Below are 19,979 nucleotides of genomic sequence, written 5' to 3'. Positions count from 1 at the left end.
AACACCATTTCTTTGCTTAGTTTATTACAAAAAACAGTCACGACGACTAAGTGTCCCCAACTGTTTTTTGTCTAATGCATAGAACTTGTCATTTATTGGGATTTCTGAAAATAAATAGCGAGGGAGAATATTCCGTTTTCGAACGTTGCTTGAGTAGCGCCCCCTTGCTTTTCAGCAATTGCTTTAACTATATAGAGGCCTAGACCTGTTTGTCCGTCTCGACGACTTTGGTCAATTGTATAAGAACGGTCAAAAATTTTAGAGAGTTCTGCGGAACTAATAGATTGTCCATCGTTTTTAGCTTCCAGAACTAACGAACGTTCATTTTCCTGAATACTGATCTCAAAAAAATTATGGGAATAGCGTAATGCGTTCTGAATAATATTCAAAATTATTCTTTCTGTGGCTTTCTTATCTGCAAGTATCGTTTTTTCGAAATTATCTTCTTTAATTTTGACATTAATCTCTTTTTTCTCGAAATCAGCTTGAAAAGTAAGAATAGTTTCTACAACTAATTCTCCTAAAGAAAAGGTTTCGAAGCACAAGACTGTATCTCCAGATTCCAATTGTGAGATTTCATAAAAGGTATTGACAGTCCTCAATAGAGTATCTGTCTTTTTTTGTATAATTTTTAAATATTCGTTTCTTTCTGATGAACTTAGTTGTGGATCTAGTAAAAGCTCAGAAAATCCTTTGATAGAAGTAAGTGGTGTACGAATGTCATGAGAGACATTCGTAATTTCTTGCCTAAATTCGATATTCTGGCGGATGGTATGTTGCTCCTCTTTCTTAAACAAAGAAATCAAGTGATTCACATTGGCTACAAATGAATTGAGCTCTTTACCGGGCAGGTTATTTCTTAGCTGCTCATTTGTTCCAAATTGATTGATGATTTTCTGTAGTTGCCGATTCATTTTTCGCAAATTCCATTGCCGCAAAATAAGGATGATAGCGAGTGATAGGCATATCAGAAGCAAGATAAGAATAGTAAGCTGCAAATGAGCTCCCCCAGACTAAAGATTTTTTTTGTTGTAGATGGTGATGCCGATGCTGAGACTGATTAAGATAACAATAGTTCCAATTAACCAATTTTCTGTAGTGATGCTTGCACTTTTTGCAAGAAACTGTTCTGTATTTTGTTTAATAAGAGCTCCAGGTAAAAAAGAACTTAGCATAGAGTGGTCGAAAATTCTTTTTTCTAAGAAACTCACTACTTCTGAAAATGCACCATTAAATAGAAGTAAAGTTAGTAATGCACTGACTACCTCATTTTCTGTTAAACACATTAATGTAAAGCCAAGAACGAATCCCCCGATAGTTAATGGAATGAGATTGAAAACAGAAATCAGAAACTGGGTTTTCCAGATAGCATCTGTAGTTAAAAGTAGCTCTCCACCTAAAAGAGTAATCAGTATACCACTTGAACAAAGCAATAAAAACTCGGTCAATGTCAGTACCAGTTTGGTGAAAAAGATTCGGTTTCTTGAAATCCCAAATGCGACGCTTTGCTTTACCATATTAATATCTGATCCTAATAACTGTCGGCTAACTAAGAAACCAATTAACAAAATCAGTGGGAACACAGACAATACATTTAAGTATAAAAAACGATTCGTCCCATAGGGAAAATGACCATCTGCTTGAAGGGACAAGTAGAGAGCTAGAATAGCTGCTATAACAAGGCCAAGACTTATGCTAATTGTTAAATACAATTCTTTTTTTCTAATCAATCGAAACTGTTCACTTTTTAGATAGTTCATTATGCCACATCCTTTTTACTGAAACTTCGGTACCCTAGAATTAGAAATAATAGTAGAAAGAAAACACCGATCAAGAAAACTTGTAGTTCAAACTTGGAAGAGTCAAGAGCTTTTTCAAGTAAATTAGCAGGAAAGTAATTGGCTAAAATTTGTTTTTTGAAAAAAAGATTATCAAGTAGTCGAACAATATCACTGGACATGATATATACACCGAATACGCCAAGGACAGTCATGATGCCGTTGACGCGAATGACATTCAACCAGTGACTTAGTGCGAGGCTGCTTATTATTAATGGCAGCATATTAATAATTTTGATGTAACTTGTTTCAAAAGCAGGCGTATCATCTGAAAAAAAATAGTAAGAAAATAGACTACTAGTGGCTACTAAAAGCAAGAGAGTCAATAATAAAAAGCCTAGGGAAAAGAAAAATTTCGTTGCATAAATTTTTTTTTTCGAGATACCAAAAGAAATCGATTGCTTTAAAATGTCCAAGTTTCTTCCGTTCAAAATACTACTTGTAAGGATGGCTAATATGAAACTAGTGAAGGTGAAGATAGAAAGCATGAACATCGTATAATCAGCACTAGAATATTTTTGTATTGAGTTTACAAAATTAAGACTAATCAAAATACAGGATATAATCAATAGGATAAATAGTATATATAAGGCTTTAATACGGATCGTACGATAGAATTCGCTGCGGAAGTAATTCATTTCAACTCCTCCTGTCCAATCAATTCTAAGAAATAGTTTTCCAAGCTGACTTCTGCAATTTGAAATTCGTAAATACTTAGCTGATGATTGTTCAAGAGTGAATTAATAGCAGCACTATCTTCTATGTGATTATATAAGAATAACCAATCACCAGGTAATACTTGGTAATCGATATCAGAAAAAGCTACTTCTAGAAGTTGCGCAGCCTTGCTGACTTGGTCCAAGTGGATTCGTAACTGCTGTTTACTCTTTTGGTGCAAAGCATCCGCATTTAGATCTTCGACGATTTCGCCATGATTAAAAAAAACGAATCTTGTTGCTACTAGCTTTAGCTCACTAAGAATATGACTTGAGATCAAAATAGTGATATGCCGTTCTTGATTCAATGTTATCAACAATTGCCGAATTTCATTGATTCCTTGTGCATCTAAGCCATTTGTTGGTTCATCTAAGACTAAACAATCAGGACTAGAGAGCAGACAAAGTGCTAAACCTAGTCGTTGCTTCATCCCCATTGAATATTCTTTGAATTTTTTCTTAGGTTGATCAGCTAACCCGACAATTTCTAAAACTTCATTGATCCTTTCTTTGCTAGGGACACCGCGTTGAATTCGAAAATACTCCAGATTCTGTTTAGCAGTAAAGTCCATGAAAAACTGAGGTTCCTCGATCATAAAGCCAAATTTTTTTCGTGCATCTAATAAATCTTTATCAGTCATGCCAAATAATTGTAATTCTCCAGTTGTCGGTTGAATTTGTCCTGAAAGCATTTTGAAAAAAGTAGATTTTCCTGCCCCATTTTTGCCGATAAATGCACATATCTCTCCAGATTGAAGTACAAAGTCTAAATGTTTCACTGCTATTTCATTTTTGTATTCTTTCTTTAAACCATGTGTTCGAATAATTTCACTCATTTCTTCAGCTCCTTAAAGTTTATGATGATAGGGTTGATTCATTTGATACTCTTACTTTATCGCAGCTTTCATTAATAAGCTTTAAGGGAAATATAAAGAAATCATAAAGACTAAATCAACATAAAACCGATTCCCCAAACAGTTTTTATATATTCTTCTTCGGTGACGACACTTATTTTTTTTCGAATATTCGATATATGGACACTGATGGTATTATCATCCCCATAGTATGTACCATGCCATACTTTTTCATAGATAGTTTTTTTAGAAAGAGCGCGAGATGGATTATCTATAAGTAAAGATAAAATATCAAATTCTGCGTTTGTTAAATTTAAAGTGGTTGTTTCTAGTTTGGCAATGCGCTGATTATCATCTAGCGATAAGTTACGCCATTTTTTTTCATGAGGTTTAATAGAAGTAGGTACTTTTCTAAGCTGCACATCTATCCGGGCAATGACTTCCTCTTGGTTAAAGGGCTTGGTGATGTAATCGTCAGCTCCTGACCGCAATAAATCGATCTTTGTATCTACCCCGTTCATAGCTGAGATTACAATAACTGGAAGCGTAAAATTGTCACGTATATACTGTAAAACCTCTTTACCATTTATTCCGGGAAGCATCAAGTCTAGTAATACTAAATCGAAGGTTTGCTGTTGAAGTAAAAGGATTCCTTCTGATCCCGAATAAGCAGAAAGGTGGATCAATCCATGTTTTGTAAGCAAAGCTTGGAATAATTTATTGATCTCTTGATCGTCTTCAATAATTAATATTTTTTTTGTCATAATATCCTCCTAGCCGACTTTATTATATATCTTAATTATCTCATCTGTTTATGATGGTATGACTATGAATTAGCAAAAAAAGAAAGATGATATAGATAGTTAACGATACTCCTCTGCTGAATCATGTCTGCGATACAATTATTTTTGAAAGAAACTATTGTTGCCGTGAACGTATTCTATGAGTGAGTAATAACTGATAATTTTAGAAGCAGTTTCTGTTTAAAAAATTTTTCATTAACGAAATGGATGATTCGATACTTGAGTATCTTGATCGAATGAATGTAACTTTGAAAAAAGCGGTATACCTTAGTTGACTTTTAAATCATTGGTAACTGATTGGTATAAAGGCTTTAGTGAGACTCTGATGACTCCTCTCGTACTAAGCAGTTTTTGACATTTCTACAGAATCTAAAAGTCAACTTAAAAGCAACGGGTAAGGGAGAAATCAGAGAAAAGGCTTTCTCTTTTTATTGAAAATAATATCATAGTTTAAAAAAATGAGTCAGGAAAAATAGTAGGATGAAACAAATGAATAAGTAAACCACTACAAATAATAGGGTCGAAAATAGGTTCGTAACAAATAAAGCCAACCAAAATGAAGGATTTGATGCGTCCTGCAAAGTTAGATTTTTTGCTCTCTCTTATGGGGCATTTCAAGCTTTGGGAGCTCTTATACACATCATTTAATTCAACAGTCATAAGTTCCTTGTACCTGATATTGTTCTAAATCAGTACGCTTTTGTTCAGTGATTGTGCACATGATGTGGATAAGTACGTCCTTAATAAATTATCCAAGAAATGACTTCCAATGGATCTTGTAAAAGAATTCTTGTTTTTGAACAAGCGCTAAAGCTTTCTGGAAAATCAGTTGAAGAGTCATAATTGTTCCAAATGGTTTCTTGAAGAAGGTTTTATCAGCACAAACCTTTTACATTTCTTCAAGTTTATTGAGTCATGTTTTGGTATCATTACCGATGAACGGCTGAAATATATCCAGGTGTTACAAATAAAGAAACCAAGGAGCTTCATATGAAGTTCCTTGGTTTCTGTGGAAAGTGAATGAGAGGATCAAACGTGATATGCTTTCTGTCTCTTCCATTAGAAACTATAAGTTTACTCTTAAACAAGTTTTCTCTTACAGAGAGCAAAGATGTTAGTTTTTCGATTATTTAGAGGTACATCCAAACTGATTACAAAAATGATTTCTTGAAGTGCTGAGTGTGGCTGACTTTTCACCACCTTTTGAACAAGATAATCTAGCGTCGCTTCCGATTGATTCGTTCGAAAGCGACGCCCGCGTTTGTCGTCTAGTTTTTATTTTCCGTTAATCCCTTCAGTTGCCTCCCGTTAGTTTTGCAGATTACTGCCATGCTTTTTTTGTAAGACATAAGAGTAAATAATAGGGGGAACGATCATTAGAACAACGATTAGCAATACCACCATAAGAATTTCAATGGTGCTAGTTACAATAAAAGCACTTAGAATGAGAATCACACCGCTGATGATCCAAAGCCAGCCGGCTAAGCGATTGACCTTATTCCAGTTATCGGCATTTTTCAAAGTCCATGGCGTACGGATGCCTATGGTGAAATTTTGATGGGTCTTAGGAATATAGTTACCGATTAATAGTAAGATGAAGCCAATTGTAACAAGCGGCACGATGTTGCCTATATGTGTTCCTGTATTTTGTAATATGGAATACACACTAATAAGGATGGAGGCTGCCGGTATGGTCCATTCCTTAATAATCTGCATGGCGACAGAAATATTTTTTCGATTTGGATCAGTTCTCATCTTTACTAGAGCAAACAAGTGGATAAGGGCAAGTACGGCAGGAACGACAAATACAGCTACAGCTTTAGGGGCATACCAATTTGCCGCACCCTCGGCGTTGTACTGCATACCCATTTGCTCAGGAAGTTGATGATATACGAGCAGATAGAGCACGATTGGCAGTAAAGTGATCGCAGTGGACAAAAAGATGGATCCTTTATTTTTCATGGTCATTGAAGGTTATGTCTCCTTTCTGAAATTGTGTCAGCCAAAGCAGCGCTTCTTCGAATACTGATGCGTTCAGTTCGTAGTAAATGAAATTTTTGTGTCTGGTTTCAAAAATAAGCCCTGCCTTTTTTAGTTGTGACAAGTGATAAGAGATGGTAGCTCCTGTCATATCAAAATGCTTGCCGATTTTTCCCGCTGACATACGCCCGCTTTTTAGTATCACAAGGATCTCACGTCTAACGGGATCGGATAAAGCTTTAAAAGTCTCAGCGAAACTCAAAGGGCATCACCGCCTCCTTAGAAAAAGTAATTTAGAAATATTTCTAAATAGATCATACTACTCTGTTTAAGGATTGACAAGAACTATTTAGAAAATATTCGAAATAGATATTATTTGATCCTTTCTCTTGTTATATCGTCGCTCAGATATTACTTGCTATATACGGTGTATAAATTTTTCTTTAGGAAATCCTATTGGTCTATAGGGGGGTGACAAAAAAACAGATGGTCCAGCTTTTTAGCTGACCATCTGTTCTTTGACGTACTCTGCATACAATGGATGAGTGGCAATCAAATCTGTATGTCGGCCGTTTCCGGTAACGGCGCCTTTTTCGATGAAATAGATTTGATCTGCATCAACGATAGTAGATAAGCGATGGGCGATCACGAGGGTAGTACGGCCTTCCATCAAATGGTCGAGGGCCCGTTGGACTTTTTCTTCCGATTGGGAATCAAGACTGGCAGTTGCTTCATCTAACATCAATATTTTCGGATTACGTAGAAAGGCACGAGCGATGGCAATCCGTTGTTTTTGTCCGCCAGATAGTTTTACCCCGCGCTCACCAATCTCTGTTTCTAATTGGTCTGGAAAATCTCGGACGAATTGATCGGCGTAAGCAAGGGAAAGACCCTGCCATAGCTCATCTTCCGATAACGTGCGCTCTAGTCCATATTGGAGGTTGTCACGAATACTACCTGCAAAGACGGCACTATCTTGTGAAACGTAACCAATCTGTGAGCGCCAAGCTTGAAGGTCTAATGACTGGATCGGTTTTCCACCAATTGTGATCATGCCGCTGTCTGGTTGATAAAAGCGCTCCAATAAGGCGAAGATCGTTGACTTGCCGCCGCCGCTTGGACCGGCAAAGGCGATTACTGTATTCGGTTTGGCTTCAAAAGAAACATCCTTGAGAATCGTCCGTTCTTCGTTGTAACTGAAGGTGATATGTTCTGCTTTTAATACCTGGCCTTCTACATTGACTGTTTCTGTTGCGGTGAAAGATTCGCTTGGGGTATCAAGTATTTCTTGAATACGCTCGGTTGCCCCCATGGCTTTTTGCACTTGTGAAAAGAACATAGCAAAAGTCGTGACGGGAGCAATGATGTTGAAAAGATACAACAAAAAGGCAACCAAAGCACCGCTGGTTAATGTGCCAGCTTGGACTCTAACGGCTCCGTAGCCTAGGATCCCGACAAATAGTCCGAGCATCGCGGTCATCATGATCGGCTGTAGAACGGCTTCCACTTTGGCATCTTTGACGCCTAACGAGAAAATATTAGTAATCAAGCGTCGCCCGCTTTCTTGCTCGCTTTTTTCCCCGTTGCTGGCTTTGATCAGCCGAATCTCGGCTAGTTTTTCACTAGCATCTGCATTGAAATTTGCGGTTGCCGCTTGCAATTGCCGTCCTAGTTTAGACATGATTTTTCCAATCGGCAACATGATCAATGCGATTAGGGGAACCGCACTAAACATCAGCGCTGCCATCTTCCAATCCATCCAGAACAGGATCACCATTGATCCGACCAATTGTATGGCACCTGTGACAAAATTTGGAAATTGGGAGGTCACAAGATCTTTGATGACGGAAGTATCATTGACAAGCCTCGAACTGCTTTCTCCTGATTTGTGTGAATCGAAATAACCGACAGGTAAATGCAATAGGTGAGTCCAAAGTCTTTCTCGCAATGTTTTGACGGCACTTTCTCCTACGTATCGTAAAAGAAAGCCGCCGATCGTTCCTAATCCCAGTTGTAATGCAAATGCGACGATCAAAACGATGACCATATTGGAACTAAAAGTTGGGGTGCCACTAGTATCGACCAATTTTTTTGTTAATTGCGGAACAATCAAACTGGCACCACTTGTTAACAAGCTGAGAAACAAACCCAATGCAAAAAGCGATTTTTTGGGATTGACACTCGTGATTAATTGGATGAAATTTTTTAATTTAAAACTTGTTGCAGGGGTTGGTTGATTTTGGTGAATTTGACTTTCTTCTTGCATGGTTGTCCTCCTCTTCTAACGAGTACCTTCATAAACGTTAGAAGTTCATTTCCTTGTTTTTTACTAGAAATCTTTCCATTCATCGTTAGGGTGTTCCGAGTCAGAACCTTTTGGTTTTTGCTTGCGGGGATCAAAAGAATCATTATTGAAAAAATCACCTTGCCATGGATGGTGAAAATCGTTTCTTCCACCTCGACCAAATGGTGGGAAGCCAGGCATACCTTGATGACCTCTAAAAGGCATTTGCCGCATCGCATCTTTCATCTCTTTTTTCATTTGGCGACGTTCATCATTGCTCATGGATTGCCAATCCCCACCCCAGTGATCCATCATGCTTTCCCGGAGATGTTGCATGGCTTGCAAGCGATCCATTGGGTCAACGAAGCGCTCGGCTTGTTGCTGGAAATCAGCTTCCCAACCGGCAGCGATTTTTTGCAAATAGTCGCTGAAGACTTGTTGCTCTTCTTCTGTTAAACCAGCAAAAAAGATTTCACTGCTCGCTTCTTCTTTATTGGTACTTAGCTTTTCAGCTTTGCTGCGTCCGGTGTCAGTTAAATAAATCCGTTTGATCCGTTTGTCTGCTTCGTCTTCTTTTCTTTCAATATCACCTGAATTTTCCATCTTCTTCAATAATTCTGCTAACGAACTAGGTCTTAAATCAAGTACTTCTGCCAAATAGTTTTGCACTAATCCATCTTCTAGCTTTAAGATCGCCAACACCCGTTGTTGACCGGAAAGACGTTGTTTCCGTTGGCTTAAAAAAGCATTTCCTGCCTCACTGATGAATCGTAATTGCTTCATCAGCTGATCTGTTAAGTGACTCATAACGCATTCCTCATTTCTTTTTTATAAAGTTCGGTACCTAACTTTATTTCGGATTTATTATAGTTCGGTACCGAACGTTTGTCAACCCATAGATCTGATTTAAGAAAAAATAACCAGCCGCATCTCGTTCAAAGGAGGATCTAACACAAGATGAATCGCCATTTTTAAAGGGAAATTTCCTCAAAAAGAGCGCCAAGAAAATGAGAAAGATGCACTTATGTGGGAAATATCACTTGGTGGTGAAGAAGGGTTAGCTGTCGTCGTTCATTTGTTTTTATTTTTATATATTGACAAAACGAAAGTAAATGATAATATAAGAGTGCAAATAAAAATGCAAAGGAGCAAGTAAATGATTGAATTAAAAGAATTAGCCAATATGGTAGATCATACGTTATTGAGAGCGGATGCTACCAAAGAAGAGTTTCAAAGACTTTGCCAAGAAGCAGATGATTATGGTTTTAAGATGGTAGCAATCAATTCTTATCCAGTAGCAATCTGTCGGGAGTTTTTGAAAAACAGTAAGGTTCATGTGGGAGCGGCTATCGGTTTTCCATTAGGACAAACGACCATTGAAACAAAAGTATTTGAAGTAGAAGACGCCATCAAAAACGGGGCCGATGAAATCGACTATGTCATTAATATTGGTCAATTGAAAGATGGCAATTTGGCATATATTCGTGAAGAAATGAAAGCAATCGTAAATGCATCTCGTGAAGGCGGAATTATCAGCAAAGTTATTTTAGAAAATTGTTATTTGACAGATGATGAAAAAATGGCGGTTTGCCAGATAGCAAAGGAAGTCAAACCTGATTTTGTTAAAACGTCAACCGGATTTGGTACAGGAGGCGCAACGATTGCAGATGTTCAATTAATGAAAAAAGTGGTCGGCAACGATGTAAAAGTGAAAGCTGCTGGAGGTATTCGCGATTTGAACACTGCATTAAAAATGATTGAAGCAGGAGCGGAACGTTTAGGAACTAGTTCAGGTATCAAAATTATCGAGGAATATCAGCGAGAGGGGTAGAGAAATGACAAAAATGCGTGATCTATTGAAACCAGAATTTATTCATTTTGATTTGCAAGCGACCACGAAAAATGCTGCAATTCGTGAACTTACGAGCGCCTTTGTAACGAAAGGTGTGGTCGAAAATGATAGCGTTTACTTAGCGGCGGTCATGAAACGAGAGGAAGAAAGTACGACAGGGATCGGTTTTGGCGTAGCGATCCCCCACGGAAAAAGTGCCGCAGTGACGAAGCCTGCGTTGGGGTTTGGTCGAAGCCAGATAGGTATTGAATACGACTCCATGGACAATAAACCAGTTCATCTCATATTTTTGATTGCTGTACCGGAAACGTCAAATGATGAACACCTGAGAATTCTTAGTCAGCTGTCTCGAAAGCTCATGCATGAGGATGTCCGCCAAAAGTTAATGACCGTCACAACTGTCGAAGAGATTTATCAGATGTTTGAATAAGGGAGGCTAAAAAAAATGAAAGTTGTGGGAATTACTTCGTGCTCAACTGGAATTGCACACACGTATATGGCAGCAGAGAGTCTAGCCATTGCGGCCAAGAAACGTAATATAGAGATCAAAGTTGAAACACAAGGTTCGATTGGGGCAGAGAACGTTTTAACAGAGCAAGAAATCGCCGCTGCAGATATGGTTATCATTGCTGCCAGCACCTCAGTCAATAAGGAGCGCTTCAATGGCAAACGCTTGTTGGAAGTAGACGTTACAGAAGCGATTGATCATCCGGATGATTTGTTGGATCGCGGAGCAAATGCCCCTGTTTACTCGACGGTAACAGAGGATAAATCGGAAGCCAAAGTGGCAAAAAGCGGTATCTATAGTCACTTGATGACAGGGGTCTCGTATATGATTCCATTTGTTGTCGCTGGTGGAATTTGTATTGCATTAGCTTTTGCATTCGGGGGAATCAACGCGGAAGGAGAACTCGCTTCAGCGATCAATGAGTTGGGCGGAATTGCGATGGGATTGATGTGGCCAATCTTGGGTGGATATGTGGCCTTCTCCATTGCGGATCGTCCAGGTCTTGTTCCCGGAATGGCTGCAGGAATGATTGCCTCATCGATGAATGCCGGATTCTTAGGCGCACTATTGGGGGGCTTTTTAGCTGGTTACACTGTTTATTGGCTGAAAAAAGTGCTGAAGCTGCCAGCTGCATTCTCTGGTTTACTACCTGTTTTGATCCTTCCAGTGGTCTCAATCTTATTCGTTGGTCTAATCATGAAATTTATTGTCGGTATTCCGATTACAGCACTAAATGAAGGAATCACAAACTGGCTTAATAGCTTGTCAGGAATAAATTCTGTTTTACTTGGTCTGCTTTTAGGCGGGATGATGGCGATCGATCTGGCAGGTCCGATTGGGAAAGCCGCTTACTTCTTCGGCGTCGCTTCGTTAACCAATCTAGGAGTTGGCGAAACCAGTACAGTCATGGCGGCGGTCATGATTTCAGGAATGGTACCGCCACTAGCAATGGCACTATCATCAACGATTTTAGGGAAAAATTTATATAGTAAAGAAGAACGTGAGGCAGGTAAATCCGCCTGGGTCTTAGGCTTATCTTTTATCTCTGAAGGAGCGATTCCTTTCGCGGCTGCCGATCCACTGCGGGTGTTGGCATCAGTGACGGTTGGTTCAGCGATTACCGGTGCGTTGTCCATGATCTTCCAATGTGGCATCGCAGTGCCTCATGGCGGATTCTTTGTGTTCCTGATTCCGGGAGCAGTAGAAAATGTTCTGTTATATATCTTAGCATTAGCAATCGGGACCATCATCAGCGGCTTTTTGGTAACCGCCGTAAAAGTATTCTCTCAAAAGAAACAAGCAGCAAAGGAGTAAGGATGACATGACAGAACGAATTAGGATTTGTTTAATAGGAACAGGCAGAGCAGGCATGATTCATGGAAGAAATTTCGCTGGCCGTATTAAAAATGCAGAATTGATTGCTTTGTGTGATCCCTCGAAGGAAAGTTTGGAGACCGCACAAAAGGAAGTGGATTGTCCTTACCTGTATCAAGACTATCATGAGGCGTTGCGAAATCCTGCGATCGATGCCGTGGTGATCGTCACTCCGACGGTCTATCACAAAGAAATTGCGTTGGCAGCAGCTGCTGCTAAAAAACATATTTTTTGTGAAAAGCCATTAGCAATGGATGAATCAGAGTGTTTAGCGATGATCCAAGCAGCCGAAGAAAATCATGTGAAATTGCAGGTTGGGTTTATGCGCCGCTTTGACGCCAGCTTCCAGGAAGCAAAAAAAGTAGTCGATTCTGGCGTAATTGGTGATGTGGTTATGGTGAAATCCCTGACCCATGGTCCGAGTGAACCAAAACCGTGGATGTTTGATATTCATAAAAGTAATGGACCAATCGGCGAAGTAAACAGTCACGATTTTGATACTCTACGGTGGCTGACAGGCAGCGAGGTGATCAGCATCTATGCGAGTGGTGGGAATTATCGCTCACCAGAGGTAAGAAATGAGTTTCCAGATTATTACGATACAGTCGCCATGAATTTGCGTTTTGAAGATGGCAAACTAGGCTTGATTGATGGTGCTCAATATGTTCAATACGGGTATGATGCTCGGACTGAGATTTTGGGAACCAAAGGGAGTATTTTAGTGGGGGATCAAGGGAAGCACAATATTGTCGTCGCAACCAGCAATCAGCAACTGATTCGACCAACTATGCACAGCTGGATGTATTTGTTTCGAGAAGCTTATATTGCAGAGGATCAAGCGTTTGTTGATTGCATTCTGAAAGATACCGCGCCTCAATGCACGGGACATGATGGCTTGATGGCCGTTCGATTAGTTAACGCGGGGTTGACGTCACTGTTGGAAAATAGAATTGTTGAGGTGGAAAGATAAATGAAAGCAATCCAATTATTGGGCAAAGAAAAGATTCAATTAACTGATATAACAAAACCGGAAATCACTGAAAAAGAAGTGTTGATAAAGGTGAAAGCCGCGTCCATTTGCGGAACCGATGTTCGAATGTATAAAAACGGGTATCCAACCGCAAGCGAGGCAACACCTTTGACTTTAGGTCATGAAATCGCTGGCTGTATCGCTGAAGTTGGCTCTGCCGTTGATTTTTATCAGGAAGGAATGCGGGTAGCCATCGCGCCAAACATGGGCTGTGGAATCTGTGATCAGTGTATCAGCGGCAACACTCATTTATGCGAAACCTATCAAGCTTTTGGGATCAATCTGCCAGGTGGTTTTGCAGAATACTTAGTCGTTCCAGAAAAAGCTGTCCGTCAAGGAAATATTACGTTGTTACCGGATGAATTGTCTTATGAAGAAGCGGCTTTGATTGAACCGTTTAGTTGTGTGTTTAATGGTCAAGAAATAGCGGGAAACAAACCGGGGGATACAGTTTTGATCATTGGTTCGGGACCGATTGGCATCATGCATGCGATGCTGGCACTTGCAAGAGGGGCTAGTAAAGTCATGATGAATGATTTATCAGAAGCTCGTTTGGCGGATGCTAAGGAAATAATTCCCGACTTGGTTCCATTGACCTCTGACGGATTGCAGGAAAAAGTTTTTGCTGAAACCAATGGTCAAGGGGTAGACCTGTGTATTATTGCCGCGCCGGCACCACAGGCACAAGAAGCAAGTTTCAGTTATATGGCGACAAACGGTCGCTGTCTCTTCTTTGGCGGCTTGCCAAAGGAGAAAGAGGAAGTCAAATTGAACACGAACATTCTTCATTACAAACAATTACGCGTTTTTGGTTGTACTCGTGCCAGCTTGGCAGGCTATCGAACATCCGCACAGCTAGTTGCTAGTGGCAGAATTCCGTTGAAAAAATTGATTACAAAATGTTACACAATCAATGAGTTTCCTCAGGCGCTTGAAAATGCTGTCAATGCAGTAGGTTTGAAAAATGTCATTGTCTTTGACGAATCATTTTAGTTTGATTGCTTCCATTTTCAGTTTCTTTTATAATGAAACAAAACACAAAAAGGTGATAGAAGATGGATGATCAATTGTACGCAGAGGAAAGAAAACAATCAATCGTTAAAATAGTCAATGAAAAACATCGGATGCAAGTTGCTGAGCTGGCGGAACTTTTCAATGTGACGGGTTCAACGATCCGCAATGATTTGCGAGAACTTGAGAATGAGGGGTTAGTCACTCGAACCCACGGTGGCGTGATTAAACGTGAATTTCAACGAAGTGTTGAGACGATCCCCAAAAATCGGGCCTTTACCAATGAAAAGTACCGCATCGCTGAACGTGCGGTCCGATTGATCGAAGAAAATGATATTTTGGCGATTGATACAGGAACATCTTGCCGCGCGTTTGCAGAAAAATTGATCAACAGTCCACTGAAGCATTTAACGATTTTGACCTATGATTTGGAGATTGCCTTATTGATAAGTGAGAAAACCAATTATCAAGTGCAAGTCATTGGCGGTACCATTCGAAATGGCTATCCCTATGTTTCAGGCAGTTCTGTGGCTTTGGGATTAGCGGGTTTTTCCGTGGATAAAGTGATTCTAGGCACCACTTCTTTTGACAAGAATTATGGGCATTCAACTCCTAATTATGAAACGGCTGAAATGAAGAAAAGCTTGATCAATATTAGTCGGATCAAAATTGTTCTATGTGAATCCAGCAAGATCAATCAGCGGAGTTTCAAGCAATTTGCTGCCCCAGATGAATGCGATTATTTGATTACAGATTCTCATATCACACAAGAGCAGAAAGCTGAACTGGATGGCTTGCGTGTCAACTTGTTGATTGCTTAGGAAAACATATCTAGATATCTGGGTAACGAATTTTGTGAAAGAGCCATCTAAGAGACAGGCCTGAAAGGGAACGAAACATTCCACTATTCCCTTGAGAGCACTTTTATGTCTTAGTGGCCTTTCCAAACAATTCGATGATTCATTCCAGCAAAAACCACGTCCGAGTCTTTCTAGGACGTGGTTTTCTTTTGATCGGATAATTTTTCTAAAATTGTTTCGGCAACGGCTTGCGGAATGCCCGCTTGCTGGATCTCTGCCACGGAAGCTGCTTGAATGTTTTTCAACGATTTGAAGGTTTTCATCAGCTGTTGCTTACGTTTTGGTCCTAAACCAGGAATTTCATCCAATCTTGAAGAGAAACTGTTCTTGCTGCGCAATTGTCTGTGGAAAGTAATGGCAAACCGATGAACTTCATCTTGGATTCTTTGCAGCAAAAAGAATTCGACTGAATTTCGTTCGAGCTGAATCGGCTGCAGATCATCGCCAAACAGTAACTCACTGGTTTTATGTTTATTGTTTTTGACAAGACCAGCTACTGGAATATCTAATCCTAACTGGTTATGCAAGACATCTTGTGCGGCGCCTACTTGACCTTTCCCACCATCGATGACGATCAAGTCAGGAAATGGCAATTTCTCTTTCAAAACTCGCGAGTAGCGCCGGTAGATCACTTCCTGCATAGAACCATAATCATCACCGCCTTGTGCGGTTTTGATTTTGTATTTTCGGTAATCATCTTTTGAAGGCTTGCCGTCCACAAAGACGACCATTGCAGAAACTGGATCGGTTCCCATAATGTGAGAGTTGTCAAACGCCTCGATGCGATAAGGGGCCGAAATGCCCATGGCTTCACCTAATTTTTCCACCGCACCGATGGTCCGTTCTTCTGTCCGCTCGATGAGAGCAAACTTCTGATCCAATGCGATTTGCGCGTTTTTATTGGCTAAGTCGACCAATTTTTTCTTGTCACCTCGTTGTGGCTGCAAGACTTTCGTTTTTAGCAGCACTTCTAGAGGTTCCCGTTCAATCGTTTGGGGGACAAAAATTTCTTTTGGGATGAAGTGCTCGTTCTTTTGGTAGAATTGACCGATGAATGTCAAAAAGTCTTCTTCCGCTTCGTTGTAAAAAGGAAACAAGGAGACTTCCCGCTCAATCAATTTTCCTTGGCGGATAAAGAACACTTGGACACACATCCAGCCTTTGTCCACACTGTAACCGAAGACGTCGCGATCAAGCAGATCGGTCAAAGTCATCTTTTGACGCGTCATAACGGTATCGATGGCTTGGATTTGATCGCGCAGTTCCGCAGCACGTTCAAATTCAAGGGATTCAATCGCTTCGCCCATTTTTTCTTTTAATTCTTTTTGGATCTCAACATGGCCACCGTGGAAAAAGTGTTTGACTTGATCAACGATTTTTCGGTATTCCTTGGGATCCATGTGATGAACGTAAGGACAGACGCACTGTCCCAAATGATAGTAGAGACAAGGGCGTTTTTGCGATGCACCACATTTGCGTAATGGAAACAAGCGGTCCAAGATCCGTTTTGTTTCATTCGCTGCTCGGGCATCCGGATAAGGACCGAAGTAAAGCGCACCATCTTTCAACACTTTGCGGGTGATGATCAATTTAGGATAGCGTTCATTCGTAACTTTGATAAATGGATAGGACTTATCGTCCTTCAACATAATATTGTATTTTGGTTTGTTTTTTTGAATGAGATTGATTTCTAACAAAAGCGCTTCAGTATTGGATTCAGTGACGACATATTCAAAGTCGGCGATCTCCTGAACTAAGCGTTCCGTTTTCGTGTCATGACTTCCTGTAAAATAGGAACGTACACGATTTTTTAAAATCTTCGCCTTACCTACATAGATGATCGTACCATTTTTGTCTTTCATCAAGTAACAACCAGGTTGATCGGGTAAGAGAGCTAATTTGTTTTTGATCTGTTCCTTCATTTCAGGGTCCTTTCTAGGTGGTCGTTCACATCTGTTTTACTTTATAGGGGAACGTCAGAGCCCCTATTATTCTATCACAAAATAATTAAGAAACAATGAATGAGTTTTTTTACCAAAAAAATCAGTTCAATCGTAAGAAAAGATTAAGAAGTTGCCTGATGGCATCAAGAGACACCGATTATTCCTCCTGCCATTGTCGGATAAAAGAAGCACAAGCAGCAAATTCTTTATAGGAATCGCGGGTCCGTTTGATCAAATAAAATTGGCGGCGATAACGCTCGCCTAAATCTTCATGGGGGACATCTCCAGCAGCTCGTGCAGAAATGATTGAACAGCCGAAGCCTTTCTTCAACAATGCAACGATCATCTCATTATTGGCGATTTGTAAAATAGGCGTCTGGATATTTTGCTCTTCTAGATAGCGTTTCATATAATAATAAACCCCAGAACTTTGTTCTCGCACGAGCCACGGTCCGACTGCCGGATCGCCAGCCAATACTAGCTGGTCACTCATCAATGGGTATCGCTCCACGGTAGCAGCGGATAAGGGCTTTTCAATGATCCCTAGGTCAAGCTCGTGTTGCTCTACCGCATGCAGGACAGCGGCAGAGTTCATCATCTCTACTTGAAATTGGATGTGGGGAAAGCGAGTGTATAAGCGCATCAGCAAATCCGGCAGCAAATAGATCGCAAAAGTATGGGAAACACCGATCCGGCATGGAACCAACTGTTGCGTACCTTGTTGGATCTCTTGATAGAGATGCTGCCAATCGTCCAATAAATTCAGCCCTCTTTGATAAAGCAGGTGAGCTTGTGGGGTTGCTGAAATGTTCATGCGGCCATTTCGAATGAAAAGTTGGGTGTTCAATTCTTCTTCTAATTGTTTGATATGGGCGGAGACGGTAGGTTGAGACACGAACAGCAACTCAGCGGCTTTCGAGAAATTCTGTGTTTCGTAAACGATTTTGAACGTTTCTAGTTTTTCCAGCAGTGTAATCACTTCCATTATAAAATCCTATTAAAACTATTATATCAATAAATGTTATAGATGAAAAATGCTGTGTATAATATAAGGCAGTATGAAAGGATGGACAAGAATGAATGTTGAAAAAATCAAACCCGTCAATCTGCAGCCATTTTTACCTGGCTTGTTGTTATCATTTATTGTAGCGGCTGTAGCGAAAGCCTTGGCTCTTTGGCTGCCGCAATTAGGAGGAGCGACTTTGGCGATTTTATTAGGGATCGTTCTAGGCAATACGTTCTTCAATCAAAAACAGTATGCGCAAGGAACGAAATTTGCAGAAAGTCGGCTTTTAGAATATTCGGTTGTATTGCTAGGATTTACTGTTACCTTTCAAACGATCAGTGAGATGGGGATTCGTGGTTTTGTTTTCATCGTATTGATGATGACGATCGTTATTACTGTGGCTTACTTGATTGGCAAGAAGTTGGGATTCAATCAAAAAATGAGTTTGATGATGGCAGGAGGCAATGCGGTCTGCGGTTCTTCTGCGATTGGCGCGATTGCACCAGCCATCCAAGCCGATGATGAAGAAAAAGGGCAGATCATCACACTCGTCAATTTGTTAGGAACAGTGATGATGTTGACTTTGCCGTTTCTTGGTCTGGCGTTGTTTGGTTCGGATGTTTTACAAAAAAGCGCACTGTTGGGAGGAACGCTACAATCCGTAGGGCAAGTCGTAGCGGGTGCCAGCTTACTTGATGCAGAGATTGTCAAATATGCCATGCTGTTTAAGATCGCTCGGATCATTTTATTGGTCGTGGTGGTTTTGATTTTCGAACGAATGGTGTCGCAACAAAATCAATCCGCATCCGTCGTAAAACAAAAACGATCGTTGCGTATTCCTTGGTATGTTTTAGGTTTTTTGCTGATTTGTATCTTGAACAGCTTCGTTGCATTGCCAAGTTGGTTGAATGATGCTGCACATTTCATCAGTACCTGGTTTGAGACCATCGCCCTTGCAGCGATCGGCTTGCGCTTAGACTTCCGTAAATTCATGAAAGAAGGACCTAAGTTCCTTTTCTATGGACTTTCAGTCGGTTTGGTTCAAACAATTGCAGCGCTCAGCTTGATCTGGTTGCTGAAAATCTAATACAGGATAAGAAAGAGGCTGGGACAGAAGTGTTAAACTCCGAGAAATAAGGAGGAATACACGGAAATTACTTTTCAAATTTGGGGGTATTTCGACTTATTTCCGAAGGAGTTGCTTCGGCTCTCACCGTTTAGACGTGTTTAGAGCGTGGAACAAAAGTGTTTTTTACTTTTGTTCCACGCTCTATTTTTGTTGAACGCTCTAAAGCATGGCTTGCAAACTTTTTTCAGCGATTTGTTCAATCGGTAGTAGACCGTACTCTTGGCTACTAAGCAAAAGAATCGGGGTGTGTGGTATGGTTTCTTGTAGTTCTTTTAATGCAAATTGAGCTTCAGGAGTCAGGAGGATCAAATCAGCAGCTGGCGCTTTTTCTGCGACTTTTGACAAGCTGTACATCTCTACCGCAATCGGCTGCCTTTGAACAGTAAAATATTTCTGTAATTTTAACTGCAGACGTTGTGTTTGCAGTTCTCCCTTGGTTATCCAGCTGCTGACACTAAAAATCATGATCTGTTTCTCAGATGAGGACAGCTTGTCTGTTTGGATAGTGGACGGAGTTGCTGGTACTTTTTCCATCGTTTTCCCTCTTTTCTTTTTTGAGAATAAGGAAGCAAAAAAAGTTGGTTTTGTATTGCCTAAAAGAGCATCGGTTGAAATATGGAACAACTGACTTAGCCTGACTAACATATCCAAATCCGGATAACTGATATTTCGCTCCCATTTAGAAATCGTTTGCGGCGTGACATTCAATTGATTAGCCACCTCTTTTTGGGTCATCCTTTTTGCTTTGCGCAACTTTTTGATATTTTCTCCAATCTCTACCATCAGAGTAG

Annotated in this window: 19 protein-coding genes; 7 read left to right on the top strand and 12 right to left on the bottom strand. The window is 40.3% G+C overall.

Annotated elements, in window-relative coordinates:
* Positions 1-92: 92 nt before the first annotated feature.
* From IGJ28_RS04250 to IGJ28_RS04210, 9 genes are all read right to left on the bottom strand, one after another.
* Positions 93-914, bottom strand: a complete 822-nt coding sequence (locus tag IGJ28_RS04250; protein ID WP_113849059.1) for a sensor histidine kinase — start codon at positions 912-914, stop codon at positions 93-95.
* A gap of 99 nt (positions 915-1,013) precedes the next feature.
* Entirely contained in the window at positions 1,014-1,760 is a 747-nt protein-coding gene (locus IGJ28_RS04245; RefSeq protein WP_138371333.1) for a hypothetical protein, read from the bottom strand.
* Positions 1,760-2,476 carry a hypothetical protein gene (locus tag IGJ28_RS04240; RefSeq protein WP_103300462.1) on the bottom strand — a complete coding sequence of 239 codons (717 nt, stop codon included), beginning with the start codon at positions 2,474-2,476 and terminating at the stop codon, positions 1,760-1,762. The genes IGJ28_RS04245 and IGJ28_RS04240 overlap by 1 nt, the downstream gene beginning before the upstream one ends.
* Positions 2,473-3,390, bottom strand: coding sequence for an ABC transporter ATP-binding protein (locus IGJ28_RS04235; protein ID WP_438845208.1), 918 nt, complete (start codon positions 3,388-3,390; stop codon positions 2,473-2,475). Before IGJ28_RS04235 ends, IGJ28_RS04240 begins: the two co-directional genes overlap by 4 nt.
* Before the next feature lie 110 nt (positions 3,391-3,500).
* A complete protein-coding gene (locus tag IGJ28_RS04230; protein ID WP_113849062.1) occupies positions 3,501-4,172 on the bottom strand; it encodes a response regulator transcription factor in 672 nt (223 codons plus the stop codon).
* Positions 4,173-5,519: 1,347 nt separating this feature from the next.
* Positions 5,520-6,179 (bottom strand): SdpI family protein, encoded by a 660-nt coding sequence (locus tag IGJ28_RS04225; protein ID WP_113849063.1) that lies wholly within the window; start codon positions 6,177-6,179, stop codon positions 5,520-5,522.
* Positions 6,163-6,453: an autorepressor SdpR family transcription factor gene (locus tag IGJ28_RS04220; protein ID WP_438845207.1), complete on the bottom strand. Its 291-nt coding sequence runs from the start codon at positions 6,451-6,453 to the stop codon at positions 6,163-6,165. The genes IGJ28_RS04225 and IGJ28_RS04220 overlap by 17 nt, the downstream gene beginning before the upstream one ends.
* A gap of 237 nt (positions 6,454-6,690) precedes the next feature.
* On the bottom strand, positions 6,691-8,457 hold the full coding sequence (locus IGJ28_RS04215; RefSeq protein WP_113849064.1) for an ABC transporter ATP-binding protein: 1,767 nt from the start codon (positions 8,455-8,457) through the stop codon (positions 6,691-6,693).
* Positions 8,458-8,520: 63 nt separating this feature from the next.
* On the bottom strand, positions 8,521-9,282 hold the full coding sequence (locus IGJ28_RS04210; RefSeq protein WP_081131093.1) for a MarR family winged helix-turn-helix transcriptional regulator: 762 nt from the start codon (positions 9,280-9,282) through the stop codon (positions 8,521-8,523).
* A gap of 349 nt (positions 9,283-9,631) precedes the next feature.
* Here IGJ28_RS04210 and deoC point away from each other — a divergent pair, with 349 nt between their 5' ends.
* From deoC to IGJ28_RS04180, 6 genes are all read left to right on the top strand, one after another.
* Complete coding sequence (gene deoC, locus IGJ28_RS04205; RefSeq protein WP_103300455.1) at positions 9,632-10,306, top strand: deoxyribose-phosphate aldolase; 675 nt, start codon at positions 9,632-9,634, stop codon at positions 10,304-10,306.
* A 4-nt stretch (positions 10,307-10,310) separates the two neighbouring features.
* Entirely contained in the window at positions 10,311-10,757 is a 447-nt protein-coding gene (locus IGJ28_RS04200) for a PTS sugar transporter subunit IIA (protein ID WP_438845206.1), read from the top strand.
* 15 nt (positions 10,758-10,772) lie between these two features.
* Complete coding sequence (locus IGJ28_RS04195) at positions 10,773-12,149, top strand: PTS fructose transporter subunit IIC (protein ID WP_176333255.1); 1,377 nt, start codon at positions 10,773-10,775, stop codon at positions 12,147-12,149.
* 7 nt (positions 12,150-12,156) lie between these two features.
* Positions 12,157-13,179 carry a Gfo/Idh/MocA family oxidoreductase gene (locus IGJ28_RS04190; RefSeq protein ID WP_438845205.1) on the top strand — a complete coding sequence of 341 codons (1,023 nt, stop codon included), beginning with the start codon at positions 12,157-12,159 and terminating at the stop codon, positions 13,177-13,179.
* Positions 13,180-14,232: an alcohol dehydrogenase catalytic domain-containing protein gene (locus IGJ28_RS04185; RefSeq protein ID WP_081131088.1), complete on the top strand. Its 1,053-nt coding sequence runs from the start codon at positions 13,180-13,182 to the stop codon at positions 14,230-14,232.
* A gap of 62 nt (positions 14,233-14,294) precedes the next feature.
* Positions 14,295-15,071 (top strand): DeoR/GlpR family DNA-binding transcription regulator, encoded by a 777-nt coding sequence (locus IGJ28_RS04180; protein WP_103300452.1) that lies wholly within the window; start codon positions 14,295-14,297, stop codon positions 15,069-15,071.
* A gap of 170 nt (positions 15,072-15,241) precedes the next feature.
* Here the strand turns inward: IGJ28_RS04180 and uvrC are convergent, their stop codons facing one another.
* Positions 15,242-17,032, bottom strand: coding sequence for an excinuclease ABC subunit UvrC (uvrC, locus tag IGJ28_RS04175; protein ID WP_003127892.1), 1,791 nt, complete (start codon positions 17,030-17,032; stop codon positions 15,242-15,244).
* Between the two features lie 178 nt (positions 17,033-17,210).
* Entirely contained in the window at positions 17,211-18,038 is an 828-nt protein-coding gene (locus IGJ28_RS04170; protein WP_103300451.1) for a LysR family transcriptional regulator, read from the bottom strand.
* A 91-nt stretch (positions 18,039-18,129) separates the two neighbouring features.
* Here IGJ28_RS04170 and IGJ28_RS04165 point away from each other — a divergent pair, with 91 nt between their 5' ends.
* A complete protein-coding gene (locus IGJ28_RS04165; protein WP_438845204.1) occupies positions 18,130-19,146 on the top strand; it encodes a YeiH family protein in 1,017 nt (338 codons plus the stop codon).
* 201 nt (positions 19,147-19,347) lie between these two features.
* Here IGJ28_RS04165 and IGJ28_RS04160 read toward each other — a convergent pair whose 3' ends face one another.
* Complete coding sequence (locus tag IGJ28_RS04160; RefSeq protein ID WP_438845203.1) at positions 19,348-19,971, bottom strand: helix-turn-helix domain-containing protein; 624 nt, start codon at positions 19,969-19,971, stop codon at positions 19,348-19,350.
* Positions 19,972-19,979 lie beyond the last annotated feature (8 nt).

It is taken from the genome of Enterococcus sp. AZ091, from assembly GCF_051714805.1.
GTDB classification, from domain to species: domain Bacteria; phylum Bacillota; class Bacilli; order Lactobacillales; family Enterococcaceae; genus Enterococcus_D; species Enterococcus_D gallinarum.
Note: the sequence above shows the minus strand (reverse complement) of the source record. Positions and strands in the feature narration are given on the sequence as shown.